The 14,643-nt window shown below is 63.9% G+C and carries 14 protein-coding genes; 7 read left to right on the forward strand and 7 right to left on the reverse strand.

Annotated elements, in window-relative coordinates:
- Window positions 1-37 precede the first annotated feature (37 nt).
- Together ACIPV6_RS16795 and ACIPV6_RS16800 are read right to left on the reverse strand one after the other, a co-directional pair.
- Complete coding sequence (locus ACIPV6_RS16795; RefSeq protein ID WP_400271959.1) at window positions 38-811, reverse strand: SDR family NAD(P)-dependent oxidoreductase; 774 nt, start codon at window positions 809-811, stop codon at window positions 38-40.
- A 29-nt stretch (window positions 812-840) separates the two neighbouring features.
- Entirely contained in the window at window positions 841-1,683 is an 843-nt protein-coding gene (locus tag ACIPV6_RS16800) for a sugar phosphate isomerase/epimerase family protein (RefSeq protein ID WP_400271960.1), read from the reverse strand.
- 205 nt (window positions 1,684-1,888) lie between these two features.
- Here ACIPV6_RS16800 and ACIPV6_RS16805 point away from each other — a divergent pair, with 205 nt between their 5' ends.
- The 5 genes from ACIPV6_RS16805 to ACIPV6_RS16825 all read left to right on the forward strand — a co-directional run bounded on the left by ACIPV6_RS16805 (window position 1,889) and on the right by ACIPV6_RS16825 (window position 6,813).
- Window positions 1,889-3,226, forward strand: a complete 1,338-nt coding sequence (locus ACIPV6_RS16805) for an MFS transporter (protein ID WP_400271961.1) — start codon at window positions 1,889-1,891, stop codon at window positions 3,224-3,226.
- Window positions 3,227-3,289: 63 nt separating this feature from the next.
- Window positions 3,290-4,174, forward strand: a complete 885-nt coding sequence (locus tag ACIPV6_RS16810) for a transketolase (protein ID WP_400271962.1) — start codon at window positions 3,290-3,292, stop codon at window positions 4,172-4,174.
- 5 nt (window positions 4,175-4,179) lie between these two features.
- Window positions 4,180-5,220, forward strand: a complete 1,041-nt coding sequence (locus ACIPV6_RS16815) for a transketolase family protein (protein ID WP_400271993.1) — start codon at window positions 4,180-4,182, stop codon at window positions 5,218-5,220.
- 122 nt (window positions 5,221-5,342) lie between these two features.
- Window positions 5,343-5,999: a GntR family transcriptional regulator gene (locus ACIPV6_RS16820; protein WP_400271963.1), complete on the forward strand. Its 657-nt coding sequence runs from the start codon at window positions 5,343-5,345 to the stop codon at window positions 5,997-5,999.
- Window positions 6,000-6,081: 82 nt separating this feature from the next.
- Window positions 6,082-6,813, forward strand: a complete 732-nt coding sequence (locus ACIPV6_RS16825) for a hypothetical protein (RefSeq protein WP_400271964.1) — start codon at window positions 6,082-6,084, stop codon at window positions 6,811-6,813.
- A 113-nt stretch (window positions 6,814-6,926) separates the two neighbouring features.
- On the opposite strand, the gene ACIPV6_RS16830 is transcribed toward ACIPV6_RS16825, so the two are convergent.
- From ACIPV6_RS16830 to ACIPV6_RS16850, 5 genes are all read right to left on the reverse strand, one after another.
- Window positions 6,927-7,538 carry a hypothetical protein gene (locus ACIPV6_RS16830; protein WP_400271965.1) on the reverse strand — a complete coding sequence of 204 codons (612 nt, stop codon included), beginning with the start codon at window positions 7,536-7,538 and terminating at the stop codon, window positions 6,927-6,929.
- A gap of 8 nt (window positions 7,539-7,546) precedes the next feature.
- Window positions 7,547-10,129, reverse strand: a complete 2,583-nt coding sequence (locus tag ACIPV6_RS16835) for a LuxR C-terminal-related transcriptional regulator (RefSeq protein WP_400271966.1) — start codon at window positions 10,127-10,129, stop codon at window positions 7,547-7,549.
- A 106-nt stretch (window positions 10,130-10,235) separates the two neighbouring features.
- Complete coding sequence (locus ACIPV6_RS16840) at window positions 10,236-11,210, reverse strand: acyl-CoA thioesterase (protein WP_400271967.1); 975 nt, start codon at window positions 11,208-11,210, stop codon at window positions 10,236-10,238.
- A gap of 339 nt (window positions 11,211-11,549) precedes the next feature.
- A complete protein-coding gene (locus tag ACIPV6_RS16845; protein WP_400271968.1) occupies window positions 11,550-11,984 on the reverse strand; it encodes a DoxX family protein in 435 nt (144 codons plus the stop codon).
- 98 nt (window positions 11,985-12,082) lie between these two features.
- Window positions 12,083-12,652, reverse strand: a complete 570-nt coding sequence (locus ACIPV6_RS16850; RefSeq protein WP_400271969.1) for an antibiotic biosynthesis monooxygenase — start codon at window positions 12,650-12,652, stop codon at window positions 12,083-12,085.
- A 43-nt stretch (window positions 12,653-12,695) separates the two neighbouring features.
- Here ACIPV6_RS16850 and ACIPV6_RS16855 point away from each other — a divergent pair, with 43 nt between their 5' ends.
- The gene (locus tag ACIPV6_RS16855) at window positions 12,696-14,036 is read left to right on the forward strand and encodes an MATE family efflux transporter (RefSeq protein WP_400271970.1); all 1,341 of its coding nucleotides are present in this window, start codon (window positions 12,696-12,698) and stop codon (window positions 14,034-14,036) included.
- A 9-nt stretch (window positions 14,037-14,045) separates the two neighbouring features.
- Complete coding sequence (locus ACIPV6_RS16860; RefSeq protein WP_400271971.1) at window positions 14,046-14,618, forward strand: hypothetical protein; 573 nt, start codon at window positions 14,046-14,048, stop codon at window positions 14,616-14,618.
- The last annotated feature ends 25 nt before the right edge of the window (window positions 14,619-14,643 follow it).

Consider the following 14,643-nt stretch of genomic DNA (forward strand, 5'->3'; position numbering starts at 1 on the left):
GGTCCTGGTTCTGGAGTCCGGGCGAGGGGAGTGCGGACTAGTGGATGTGGCTGCCGCCGTTGATGTCGATGGTGGTGCCCGTGAGGTAGGCGGAGTCCTCGGAGGAGAGGAACGTGATGACAGCGGCAACTTCTTCGGTGGTGGCGTTGCGGCCCAACGGGATGCCCGCGTTGATGGCGTCTTCCTGCTCCTGGGTGCTGCCAACGCGGATGTTGGTGTCCACGGCGCCGGGGGTGATGGCGTTGACGGTCACGCCGGTTTCGCCGATTTCACGGGCCAGGGCCTTGGTGAAGCCGAGGATCGCGGCCTTCGCTGCGGAGTAGGGAACCTTGCCGAAGACGCCGCCACCACGCTGTGCGGAAACGGAGGACATGTTGACGATGCGGCCCCAGCCGTTGGCGATCATGTCCGGCAGGAAGGCCTTGGTGACCAGGTACGTGCCGGTGGCGTTGACGTCCATAACCTTGTGCCACAGCTCAAGCGTGGTCTCCAGGAACGGGATGGGGGAGGTGATGCCGGCGATGTTCGCCAGGGCGCCCACAGCAGGCAGGTTTCCGGCGGCAACTTCAGCGGCAACAGCGGCCTGCGCCTTGGTGACGGAAGCCTCGTCGGCCACGTTGATCTCGAAGCCGAAGGCGGGAACGTTGAACTCGTTGGCGATCTCGGCAGCAACCTTGGCGGACTTCTCGCCGTCGAGGTCCAGGATGGCGATGCCCCAGCCCTGGGCTGCGTAGCGGCGGGCGGTGGTCAGGCCGATACCGCGCTCGGAGGTGGCTCCGGTGAGGACTGCGGTGCGCTGGATAGTGGACATGATGCTCCTTGAAATGGTTTGAAAGGGTGCTAGATGAGGTCTGAAATGAAGCTGCCGGCCTTGGCGGTGGCAGCCGGGCGCTCGTCGTGCGTGACGTCGCGGGTTTCAAGCTCCAGCGAGAAGTGGCCGGTGTAGCCGGCATCCCGCAGTTTGGAGAGGCCGCCGGCGAAGTCTGCCTGGCCGTTGCCGATGCTGAGGTTGATGTTCCCCGGCGCGGCTTCGGTTGCGGGAACGGCATCGCGAAGGTGGACATGCGTGATGCGCCCGCCGAACCGGTCAACAAAGTCAATAGGATCGCCGCCGGAGGCAACGATGTGGCTGAAGTCCATGACGATTCCGACGTCGGACCCCGCCAGCCGGTCGGCGAGCAGCTGGGCGCGTTCCGTGTTCCAGCAAAGCCGGAAGTAATGCAGGGATTCGGTCCACAGTTCGACGCCGAACTCCTTCGCGCGTTCCGACGCGTGGATCAGTTGCGCCGCGACGGTGTTGATGTCCTCTTCGAGGCTCTCTACCGGCTCGTGGTCGATTGCGCCACACGGGAGAACAAGCGCCTTCGCGCCGGTCTTTGCCGCGAGGCTGAGCAGCATCTCCAGGTGACGTTCGCGCTGGTGCCGGGCGTCGGCGTCGAGCGTTGCGTTTAAGTCCCCGACGTCGCCGTTGACCGAGCGGACGCGCATTCCCGAGTTATTGACGACGGCGGCAACCGCCTCCACTGCCTTGGCGTCCAGGACGTAGGGCACATGGTCGCAGACGCCGGGGAGTGCCCCGAGGTCAATTTCCTCGAAGCCCAGGCCGCCCATGGTCTTCAGGGCTGATGCCAGGTCTTGGTGGCGGAAGCTGATGGAAGAACAGCCAAGTCGGTGATGGAACATCGTCGTTGATCCTCAAGTCGTGCGGTCCTCGCCGGAGAGGGGCGGTAGTGATGCAAACCACGTTACATTCGTTAACTGTCAACAGTCAACCTTTAGAGTTGACTGTTGACAATGCTGGTGGTGTCGGTCACAGTTGACGTATTATGTTGACTGTCGACAGTGAGGTAGCGGAGAAGCACCCCACTCTTCGAAAGGGAAATAAGCAATGAGCAATGAAGCTCTGACCATGCGTGGTCCGGTTCATGGAACCAAAGAAGCTAAGCGCGTCGCCGTAGGATCCGGCGTTGGCGCAGTCATTGAAACCTACGACTTCATCGGTTTCGGCACCGCTGCCGCACTGTACTTCGGTACGGCGTTCTTCCCGGGCGCCGACCCGGTGACTGGTACGTTGGCCTCGTTCGCGACCCTCGGCGTCGGCTTCGCGGCACGTCCGCTGGGCGGCATCATCGGTGGACACCTCGGCGACAAGCTCGGCCGCAAGCCCGTCCTGGTTGCTTCGCTGATCCTCATGGGCCTGGCAACGTTCGCAATCGGCCTTCTCCCCACCTACCAGCAGGTGGGCCTCCTGGCACCGGCACTCCTGGTGATTGTCCGCATCATCCAGGGCTTGGCTTTCGGTGCTGAATGGGGCGGCGCGATCCTCATGAGCTACGAGCACGCACCGTGGCGCAAGAAGGGCCAGTTCACCGGTATCGTGCAGGCCGGCTTCCCGGTGGGCCTCCTGCTCGCCAACCTCGTGTTCCTCTTCAGCGTCGGCCTCGGCAGCGAATGGGCCTGGCGCGTTCCCTTCCTTGCCAGCATCCTGCTGGTGGCCGTTGGCCTGATCATCCGCTCCAAGGTTCCTGAATCCCCGGTCTTTGAGGACGTCAAGACCAAGGGCGACATCGTGAAGTCCCCGATCGTGGAGGTCATCAAGACCGACTGGCGCAACATCGTCCGTGGTATTGGCCTCCGCATCGCGGAAACCGCCGGTTACGCCGTATCCGTCACGTACATGATTTCCTACCTGCACAGCACCAAACTGGCCGACAAGACCCAGACGCTGGTTGCCCTCTGCATAGCCGCCGGCATCGGAATTTTCGCCACCTACGCCTGGGGCAAGCTGACCGACAAGGTAGGCCGCCGCCCGGTGTACATCTGGTCCACCGCCTTCGCAGTGGTCTTCGGCATCCCCATGTTCCTGCTGGTCAACACAGGCCTTTTCATCTTCATCATCGCCACTATCGTGATCGCCTACGCGGTGTGCCAGAACTCCCTTGCCGGCGCCCAGGGCGCCTGGTTCCCGGAGCTCTTCCAGGCCAAGACCCGCTCCTCCGGAGCATCGCTCGCGTACCAGATCTCCGCCATGGTTTCCGGCTTCACGCCGTTCATCACCACCCTGCTGTTCGTCAGCTTCGGTTGGGTTGGTCCGGCCGCACTGTTCAGCATCTACGGTGCGATCGGCCTGTGGGCCGCCTTGGTCACTAAGGAAACCTGGGGCAAGCGCGAGCGTCAGCTCGCCGAAGAAGCCGCCAGCAAAACTCCCTTGACGGTAACCGCCTAAGCAAGCACTCGACGTCGGGCGCGTTCTCCCCATCGGTACGCGCCCGGCTCCGGAAGGAAACCAGTGACTCTCACACCAGTCGAAACGGCAGCTCCCGCTGCCGAGCGCGTGGACCGTATCCGCGCGGCCGCCTACCGAATCCGCCACCACGCCCTGAACATGGGCGAGGTGCAGGGCCAAGGCTATGTTGGCCAAGCCCTTGGCGCCGCGGACATGTTCGCTTCCGTCTACGGCGACCAGCTCACATACCGGGCCGAGGACCCGCATTGGGAGGGCCGTGACCGGTTCCTCCTCTCCACCGGGCACTACGCGATCGGCCACTACGCAGCGCTGGCCGAGGCCGGGATTGTTCCCGTGGCCGAGCTGGAAACGTACGGCTCGGACGACTCCCGCCTGCCGATGTCCGGGATGTCCACCTACACCCCCGGAATGGAAATTTCCGGCGGTTCGCTGGGCCACGGCCTGACGATCGCGGTGGGTATGGCCCTCGGGTTGCGGGCGAAGGGTTCTGCTTCCCGGGTCATCAACTTCCTCTCCGACGGTGAACTCGACGAGGGTTCCACGTGGGAGGCAGCCATGGGTGCGCACCACCACCAACTGGGCAACTTGATCGCCATGGTGGACATCAACGCCCTGCAGGCCGACGGCGCCACGAACACGGTGCTCCGTACCGAACCTGTGACGGAGAAGTGGGAATCGTTCGGCTGGTACACCCAGCGGGTGGACGGGAACGACGTCGGAGCGTTGCTGGCTGCGTTCGACAACATCGCCAACGTATCCGCTCCGGTGGGGCAGCCGTCGGTGATCCTGTGCGACACGAAAGTGGGGCGCGGGGTGCCGTTGCTGGAGACACGCGAGAAGGCGCACTTCATGCGCATCGAAGAACACGAATGGCAGATCTGCCGTGAGCAGCTGACCGCTGGATACGAAGGGACGGCTACGGCATGAGCTCAGTGACGACAACCACGACGGCGGCAGGCCCGGCCGCGGGCACTTCGCCTTCGGCTTCGGCTGGGAAGCCAAAGCTGAAGACCTCCGCGATGATCGCCTCGTTCGCGGATCCCGGCCAGAAGACCACCTCCGCGCCGTTCGGACACGCCTTGGTGGCCGCGGCTGAGGCGAATCCCAAGATCGTGGGCTTGACCGCGGACCTGGGTAAGTACACGGACATGCATATCTTCGCCAAGGCCTTCCCGGAACGGTTCTTCCAGATGGGCATGGCCGAGCAGTTGCTCTTCGGTGCTGCTGCGGGCATGGCAGAGACAGGCTTGGTCCCGTTCGCCTCCACGTATTCCGTGTTCGCCGCTCGACGTGCCTACGACTTCCTTTGCCTGGATATCGCCGAGCCGAACCTGAACGTCAATATCGTGGGCGGCCTGCCCGGTCTCACCACCGGATACGGCCCCAGCCACCAGGCCACCGAGGACATGGCGATCTTCCGCGGCATGCCTAACCTGACCATCGTGGACCCCTGCGACTCCGTGGACATTGAGCAGGCCGTTCCCCAACTGGCCGCGTCCGATGGACCCACATACCTGCGCTTGCTGCGTGGGAACGTGCCCACTGTCCTGGACGAGTACGACTACACGTTCGAACTCGGCAAAGCCAAGGTCCTGCGCGGCGGCAACGACGTGGTGTTCGTATCCTCCGGACTCATGACCATGCGCGCCCTGCAGGCAGCAGACGCCTTGGCCAAGCACAACGTGGACGTGGCCGTGGTGCACACGCCCACCATCAAGCCCTTCGACTCCGCCACCGTGCTTGCCGAACTCAACACGGACCGGCTCGCCGTCACCCTGGAGAACCACACCGTAGTTGGCGGTCTGTTCGAAACTGTTGCCTCCGCCGTCGTAAGCGCCGGCATCGGCAAGCGCGTGGTACCCATCGCGCTCCCGGACCAGTTCCTCGACGCCGGTGCGCTGCCCACACTCCACGAACGTTACGGTCTCTCCGTGGACCGCATCGTCGCCAAGGTCCTGGCCGAACTCGCCTGACCACCAAAGTCACAAGCACGGGGCGCGGAACCGGCGATACTGCCGGTACCGCGCCCCTGCCCGTAGTATCGACAGTTAACACCGGACTGTCGGCAGTTGCCCGAAGATATTGAGGAAAGATCATGGCCCTTGGCGCGTCCCTCCTGGGATTGGAGAAGAAGAGCCTTCGCGAACAGGCACTCATCGCTCTGAGGAGTGCCATTACCAGCGGCGAGCTGGAACCCGGGCGGCATCTCGTGGAGACCGAACTGTCCGACATGCTCCAGATCAGCCGTGGAACCCTTCGTGAAGCCCTCCGCCAGCTTGAACAGGAAGGCCTGGTCTCCGCCGGAGCACGCGGACGCCTCTCCGTCCGTCACTTGGACGTGAAAGAGATCCGGGACATCTTTTCCGTCCGGGGGGTCCTCGAATCGCTGGCCGCCCGCACGCTCAGCGACATGCCGGACAAGGAAGCAGCACTCGGGGAACTGCGTGAAGCGGTGGAGGCCATGGGCAAGGCGAGTGAATCGTCCCTGGAGGAACAGATCGAGGCCGACCTTGAATTCCACCGCACGCTGTGCCGCCTCTCCGGCAACGAGACCCTGCTGCACCAGTGGGAGTCCTTGGAAGGCTCCATCCGCATGTCCATCATGTTTGCCGGGGTGGAAAGGGCCACGGGGAACATGAGCGTTGGCAGGCACTATGACATCGTTGCGGCGATCGAGACGGGCGACGCTGCAAAGGCACGCGAAACGATCATCTCGCACATGGACGGTGCTGCAAAAAACCTGGTGGGCTAGCCCGGCCGCACTGTTGGCCCACCACGGAGAGAGCGCGCCCACTGCCACTGAGGAGCGTTTAGGCGAAGGCTAGTTTGTCCGGGTGCCAGTTCAACGCCCACCTTCCCCAATCGCCGAAAATCCGTCCTCTGACTCACCTTCACCGGGACCGGACGCAGAGCCGGCCGAGCGCCCCGACGTCGACTTTGTCCACCGAAATCCCATCCTGGCCAGCGCAGTTGCCTGGGAGTGGAAAAGGCGCACCACCACCGTCACGTTGGGCGGAATCCACACCTCCTGGTCCTCGCTGGTCCAACAGGACCCCTTCGAGGCCGCCCTGTGGGTGGTCCTGGACGCGTATGCGGATGATCTTGTTCCGCTGCCGCTCAAGGTGCGATCCTTGACTGCTGCCGGCCGCCGCTGCTTGGTGCTTGGCCAGGTGACCCCATCCCAACGCGCGGCGCTGTCCGCCGAAGGCGCCGTCGCCATCCTTGACCCGGACAGCACAGCGGCGGAGATCCCCCGCCTGATTGAAGCCGTGGTCCTTGGAGCCACGCGACCCCTGGTTCCCCAGCCAAGCGTCGGCAAGGAGCTGACCGACAGGGAAATCCAGGTGCTGGAGCTCTACGCCCGCCGACGGGCGCTCACCGCATCGGCCTTGGCCCAAGCCCTGGGTCTCAGGACCACCACGGTGCGCGGACATCTGGCGCGGGGACGAAAGAAGCTCACGGACGCCGGCCTGCGTTGCGTCACCAGGGGAGAACTGGCCAAGGCCCTCCAGGACATTGGCTACAGCATCACGGACAACCAGTGGCATGCCGTTGGACGATGGTAGTCAGCCGAGGGCGTGGCACCACTGATGAGGCTGGCCGTAAACACTGAGCCGGGGGTGCCTTGGCCACGGAGATGATCAGGGCGGGCGCCGGTCAGTCGCTTGGGGCCGCCTGCTCAGCGCAGGGTGGCGCGGTACCGCCGGCTCACCGCTGCCCGGCTCGTCCGCGGGCCTATCCCCAACTTTCGCCGTACCGATGCCAGGTGGTTGCGCAGCGTGGCGTCGGCGATACCCAGCCGCCTTGCCACCTCCATGCGCGGAAGCTCCTGGGCGTCCAGAAGGTAGGCGTCAGCAGCAATTTCCTCAGCCGCTGTCAAAGCGATGCATTCACGGCCGGACTCGGGGTCGAACGGCAGGTGCGTGCCGTCGTCGGAAATGCTCTTGACCGCACTGAGAAGGACCTGGAGCGTTGCCGTCTCGGGCACGTAGCCGCGTACGCCCAAATTCATGAGGCCCAAGACGCGTGAACTGTGCAGGACGCCGCCGTAAACAAGCACCCGTTTGCCGGTCTGCACCAAATCGCTGACGCTTCCTTCCAGGTCCGGCATGGCGCCGTCTGCCACCACCACACTTCCTGGCATCCGGGACTGCAGCGAAACCGTGGCCCAATGCACCAGCGACGTGAACTGACGGTTATGGCTGATCACCCGAAGGCGCGAGCCCTTGGTGGCCTTGTTCAGTTTCTGGGAACGGAAATTCGCCCAGTGGGATTCAACAGGGTTTGTCATGGCAGTCCTTAACCTTCCAGTACGGCGTTGAGCCGGTTTGTCTCTTGATCCGGGAAACCTCCCACAGCACCCGCACGGGACTCCTGCGGCACACCCTGAACCAGGTCTGCGAGTTGCTTCCGTGTGGTGGAGTCCGTTTTGCGTAACGCGTTGGAGATGTGGCTTTCCACCGTGCGGATGCTGATCCCCAACTGCTCGGCGATGTCCTGGTTGCTTTGCTGGCCCGCGACCATCGCCACCTCGATCTCCCGCACTGTGAGGGAAGAACCGGGTGCTTCGGAGCTGAAGTCGAAAAGGGCGCCGGTTGGCCGGAACCGGGCGCTAAAATCATGGGCGGCCCGGGCGATTTCACGCACCTTGTCCGGTTCTCCGCTCAGCTGCCACCGTTGACCGGCCCCGCGCAGAAGCATGCAGAGGTGGTACGTGTCTGCATCCGGCACGTAGGTGTCCAGCACGTGCCGGAGCCGCGCCACGTCGCCTTCAATGGCGGCATCGGCGACGGCAAGGAGTTGGTCATGGACGGCCAGTCCCCGTTCTCCCAGAATGCCCTTGAGCAGGTCCAGGACCCGGGGGCCGGGCAGCAGCCCCAAGGCGAAAATGCCGGTGTGAACGGCTTCGAGGTCGAATCCGCGGGCCAAGGCCTTCGACACGAGGCGGCTGGCCAGCTGGTCGAAGGACTTTGCGCTGACGGGCCGGCTGGCTGCCAGGTCCCGCAGGCCCGTACCCATTCCGGGGAGGGGGCCGACGTCGGGTGCTCTTGCCGAGGTACCCTCGGTGCTGACGCCATCCATGCCCCGCAAGGAGGACAAGCGCAGCATGGCGCCGTGCAAGGAATTCACGAGGGGGCTTGGCGTGCCCAGGGAAAAGGACCGCCCCATCAGATACTCGGCTTCGTCGAACAAGCCGTAGTTCTGCAGGGACAGGGCAGCCACGTAGCTCTGGCTCACCACGGTGAATTGGTCGATGTCCTGCATAGCCTTCTGGCGCGCCGCAAGCGCCAGGACCAAGGCCTCCTCAACACGTCCGCTCGCGAAGAGGGCTATTCCGCGGATAAAGGTTTCAAAGCGCCGGAGTTCGTCCGGGATTTCGGCTGCGGCGATACTGGCCAGGGCAGCCCGAGGCTTGAGGCTGTAGAGTTCCAGCACTCCCTTGATGATGGCAAAGGCACACCCCTGCGGTCCTGGTTCGGGGACGGTCACCTTGCCGTCCCTGGCGCACGATGCCTCAAGGAAGCTGATGAAGGCTTCGGCTTCAGGGCGCAGGCGGGGCTCCCTGGACGTCGTGGTGCGGAGAAGGGCTACGCTTCCTTTGAGGTCGCCCCTCGTGGTGCACATCCACCAGGCCTGTGTGATGGTGAAGAAGAAGAGCTCCTCCGCGGTGCCGGACTGCGTGTCGGTCTGGCTGAAGACTTCCTGGATCCGTTCGGGATCCGCCGCCGCTCCCCAGTAGCAGGCCAGAAGCGGCACCGCCTTGGCCAGGTTCCGTTGACGCTCCCATGCCGAGTAATGGTCTCTCTCCAGGGCCTCGGAACGCTGCTGGAAGTAGCGGTTTGTGGCTGCATGGTTGCCATTCATTTCCGTGCGGATGGCGGACACGGCCGTGGACAGGCGGTTGGTAGGTGCCTCGGGAAGGGCGTGGCTGCCAACGCTTCCCGTCAGGGTGCTTTGGAGCACCCTCCTGGACCGGATGGCGCGGGCTGCGAGGTAGTCGTCCAACAGGGGCGGGAAGACTGTGGCTAAGGGGGTGCCGTCCGGGCCGTTGACCACCGAAATCAGTCCGCCAACCTCCAAATCGTCCAGGGTATCTTCGCCCACCATCGCTACGAGTTGGCTGACGGGGGTGGGTCCAAGCAAGGACATCTTGTGGAGTGTGCGGACCTGGTGGGTCCGCAGGCCCTGAATTAGGGCTTCGACCGCGCCGTGCAGGTGTTCATTCATCAACCCGGCACCGCGCATGGACCAGCGGCCATTCTTGAGCAACAGGCCTTCGCTGAGGACGGAGCTTTCAATGAGACGAACGGCCAGGCGCAAATTGCCGCCGGACTTGGTGAGGACATGGGCCGCGACATCCACCTCGGCCGGAGCGCCGAGAAGCTTCGCGATGAGCTTGTTGACTTGTCCAAATCCGAGCGTGGGGAGAACGACTGCGGCTTCCGGAAGGCTGGCCAACATGCCGGCAGGTGTTGTGGGGTGGAGAGGATTGCCATTCACGGTGATGACCAACGGCACGTTGGCGCGGGACCGCAGAATGTTCACTACGGCCAGTGACTCCCGGTCAAGGTTGCCGACGTCGTCGATCACCATCACTCGGGCTCCGGTCCGGGCAAACTGCGCCGAAAGGAAGTCCGAGACACCGAGGATTCCGATGGTCCGGGAATTGAAGTCGAGTCCCAGGGACAAAACACCGGCGAAGGGCACGGAGGCCAGCGCCGGGGTACCGAACATGGCGAAGACTTCAACACCGTCTTCCTCAAGTCGGGCAACCAAGGACCTTACCAGAGTGGTCTTGCCGCTCCCGGGGGCGCCCACGATCCTGACACCCAAGCCCTTGGCCACGTATCCCAGAACACGATCGATTGTGTGGTTATGCAATGCCCGCTCTCCGACTGCATGGTGCTGCTTTCCTGCATAGTCAATGTGGAGCGCATGCGCGGATCGTGTTGGAGAAGTGGGAAGATTTCCGGCAAGACCGGCAGGATCAGTGGCCGGTGGCCTTCAAGAGGTGGTCCGGCAGCCTGTTTCCGGGTGCGCGTCCGCGAATCTCGAGAAGCTCCCGGGCGTGTGCGTGAAGCTGCTTGTCCTCATCGGACACCGGGACCCACGCAGGAATGGGCACCGCCGTCCCGGTCTCGTCGCGGGCAACCATCACGGTAAGGCAGTAGGTGGTCAGGTTCATCTGGCGCGCCTTTGGGTCACCGGAGCGTACATGTACGGCGATGTGCATACCTTTGGCGCCGGTGTAGACGAGGCGGGCCTCCACCTCAACCACGTGGCCGATCAACAAAGGCCGGTAGAAGCGGACACCGCCGGAGAACACCGCTACTGTGTCCTTGCCGCAGTAGCGGGACGCGCAGACGTAGGCCGCTTCATCAATCCACTTCATCACGATGCCGCCGTGGACCTTACCGCCCCAGTTCACGTCCGTTGGGGACGCCATGAACCGCAGCGTGACGCGCTCGGCGGTGCCGGCGTCGGTATATTCCTGAGCGTTCATGGCATTGACGATCTGCTCGCGCACCTCTATGCGCGCGAGTGCATGTTCACGGGCCTCGATCTCTTCCGGAGTGGAGGGCTCGAACTGGGGCACAGGAATGGGCTTCCCGTCCGATCCGACAGCTACGAAGATCACCATGCATTGGCTGTGCATGGTCTCCGGCCCACCTTTGGGGTCGCGGGAACTCACAACAGTATGGATGTGCATCGAGGAACGGCCGGTGTAGACGATGGTGGACGTGACCTCAACCATGTCTCCGCTGTTCACGGGATCCGCGAAATGGATGTTGCCCACGTACGCCGTGACGCAATAGGACTTTGCCCAGCCCACAGCTGCGGCGTACGCTGCTTTGTCCACCCATTCCAGGACCGTGCCGGCGTCGACGGAGCCGCTGTGGCCCACGTCCATGGGGGCTGCGAGGAAGCGGAGGGTCACTGAATTCGCGGGGGACTCGCTCATGCTGGCAGTTTACTGGCGCCATGTTTCTGTTACGTGCGTAAGTCGCCGCCCTGCTGTCGCGCGGGCCAGACGTGCGGACCAGCCGTTTAGATTGGTCATCTTGCATGAGGTGTGTGAACTGTTGAGGCGGAGCCAATCACCCCGGGACCGCCCTCTGTTTCCCGATGCTCTCTCACTCCCTTCAAGAAAGCGAGAGAGCGTCCGGGGTTTGGGGGCGTTCGGTGGGAGAGCGTTCGGGGTTTGGGGGCGTTTGGTGGGAGAGCGTTCGGGGTTTGGGGGCGTTCGGTGGGAGAGCGTTCGGGGTTTGGGGGCGTTCGGTGAGAGAGCGTCCGGGGGTGGTTAGGCGAGGGCGCGGAGTTTCGATCCTGGGCGGCCGAAGAGTGCGTTGTCAGCGGAAATCCGGCCAGCGCCGGCCAAAGCCAACGCCAGCGCGGCGCCGGCGAAGAGGAGAACGAGCTCGTATCCGCCGTTGGCTGCAAATATGCCTGCCGGAGCATGTACGAGGAACAGGGCGCCGAGCATGTCGACGGCCAGAAGCGCACCGAATACGCGCGTAAAGAGGCCCAGGATCAGCGCGATGCCGCCCACGAGTTCGAGCGTGGCGACGATAGGGGCCACGAGAGACGCGCCCGGGACTCCCATCTGGGCAAACGAGGCTTGAGTGCCGGCAATGGTGAATTCGTTGAACTTCTGCCAACCGTGCGCGGCGAAGAGGAATCCTGCAATGACGCGCAGGATGGTCAGGGCTGTGGTGGTCAAGGTGGACTTGTTCATGCTTCAACCCTCCCGAAGATAGGTTGAAGAGTCAACCAATCGCGAAGATTCGTGACTTTTCTCTCGGTGCCGCCAAAGCGCACAGCGGTGGGTTCCGGTTACCGACGTCGTGGTTTTGCCTGCAACCAAGGCTGCAGGAGCCGTGTGGTGATCGGCAGGAAGATGTACGTCATGAGCGGTGTCAGGATCACGATGTTCAGAAGTACCTGGAGCACCAGCGGCCAATCCTGAGTCAAGGGGTGGAGCAGGAAGTTGGCCAGCAGGCTGAGCGGGAAGAAGGGCAGGAAGATGCTGACGGCTTGCTTCCAGCGGGGTGGAACCACGGTTTCCGGAACGACCACCGAGACGTCGCCCGGCCGCGAAAACCAGCCTTCGATGCCGGTATGCCGCTCCACCCGGGTGGTCCTCATCATGTCCCGGGCGCTGTCGATCCACCACCGGCGCTCCTCGGATTGTTCCCAATCCCGCAGGGACGAGGCGTCCGCGAAACGGTACAGCATGTGCCATTCGTGGGAACCGGCGCCATTGCGGACCCACCCGGAGCCCAAGTAGCCCGGCCATTCGCGGGCGAGTTCCTGGCCGGCGTGGGCCCAAGCATTGGCCTGCCGGATGTACCCGGGGAGGATGGTGCGGGCAACAGAAACGGTGATGGGTTGCTCGTGTGACACGGCCCCAAACATACCCCGCGAGCAGTCGGACTACCCTTGTTTAGTGCCTGAAACCACAACCGCCCCCACGCGTTCGAACGCCCGCGAGATCCTGCGGCTTGCCGTGCCCGCCTTCGGTGCGCTCATTGCCGAACCATTGTTCCTGCTGGCCGACTCGGCGATCGTGGGGCACCTTGGCGTGGACCAGCTCGCCGGAGTGGGGCTCGCATCAACCGTCCTGCACACCGCGGTTGGGTTGATGGTCTTCCTGGCATACTCGACGACGCCTGCAGTTGCCCGCGCGATCGGCGACGGCAAGCTTGGCAGGGCTTTGGCGGCAGGGCGCGACGGCGTGTGGCTGGCTCTGCTGTTGGGCGTGGCCCTCGCCGTCCTTGGCTTCATCTTCGCCGAGCCGCTGGTTGGCTTCATGGGCGCCAGCGGCGACGTGCAGGGCTTTGCCGTGGATTACCTCCGCTGGTCCATGCCCGGGTTGGCCGCGATGCTCCTTATCTTTGCCGGCACGGGAGTCCTCAGGGGCCTGCAGGATACCCGGACCCCTTTGCTGGTGGCCACCGCCGGATTCGCCCTCAACATCGCCCTGAACTGGTTCCTTGTGTACGGCCTGCACTTGTCCGTGGCCGGTTCAGCGATCGGTACCAGCATCGCGCAATGGGCCATGGCCGCCGTATACCTGGTGATGGTCAGCCGCAATGCGCGGAGCCATGGCGTTTCCCTCAAGCCGGACTGGCACGGAATCCGAGCCATGACCAAGGTGGGTTCGTGGCTCATGCTCAGGACACTCAGCCTGCGGTTGGCCATCTTGGCGACCGTCGTGGTGGTCACCGCTCAAGGTGCCGTAAACCTGGCCGCACACCAGTTGGCCATGACCATTTTCTCGTTTCTCGCCTTCGCCTTGGATGCACTGGCCATTGCGGCCCAGGCCTTGATCGGTAAGGAGCTCGGTGCCAGGAACGCCGGGCGGGCCCGCGAACTGACCCGCACCATGGTCCGGTGGGGCCTCGGGTTCGGTGTCATCACAGGAGTCCTCCTGGCCGTGGCGGCTCCGTGGGCCGGCTACATTTTCACGTCGGACACCGGTGTGCACGCTGCGCTGACCGTTGCATTGTGGGTGTTGGCGGTTGGCCAGCCGCTGGCCGGTTACGTATTCGTCCTGGACGGAGTCCTTATCGGCGCCGGCGACGCGCGCTATTTGGCGATTGCCGGCGTCGTAAATCTCGCTGTCTACCTGCCGCTTTTGGCGGCCGTGCACCTGGCCAGGCCCGACGGCGCGGCGGGGCTGGTGTGGTTGTGGCTCGCGTTTGCGCTGGGCTACATGCTGGCGCGCGGGGTGACCCTGGGGCTGCGCGCCCGTACCGATCGCTGGATGGTGCTGGGTTCGCACTAAACTGTATGCGTGACTCTCCCAGCTGATTCCGCCCAGACTCCTTCTGCCCTCGTGGCCGATCTCTGGAAACCCATTCTGATCCGTGCTGCTGTTGCGCTCGTGTTTGGGGTGGTCACGGCATTCTGGAGCAGCCCCTCGGTTGAGGTTCTTGCCTGGGCCGCGGGCCTCTACCTCCTTGCTACTGCTGCGGCTGTGTGGATGTGGCGCGCGTTGCCCGTGTTTGTTCCGGTGGTGATCGCACTGGCAGGAGTTGCCGCGCTGGTGACCCAATCGGATGCCGGAGTGGCGCTCTCGGCGATTGTGGCATTGCTGGTCCTGGGTGCTTCCGAGCTGACCCGCGGTGTGATGAAGCGGGACGGGCTCGCGCGGGATTGGCTCATTTCGGGAGTGGTCGCTGTGGGTACGGCCGTCGCGCTGCCGTTCTTTATTTCGCTCGGTGCGCACGCCTTGCTTGGCGTTGCTGGCGGCGGTGCCATCATCACCGGCGTGCTGTGGATCCTGTCCGGCCTGACACTCCGTCACGATGCCCGGGCCGCTTCCTCGGCTTCTGTGCCGGGCGCTTCGCCCGAGGCCGTAAACTAGTAGTTGGACGTTCTACTCGTTGTAG

It is taken from the genome of Paenarthrobacter sp. NPDC089988, assembly GCF_044748465.1.
Taxonomy (GTDB): Bacteria; Actinomycetota; Actinomycetes; order Actinomycetales; family Micrococcaceae; genus Arthrobacter.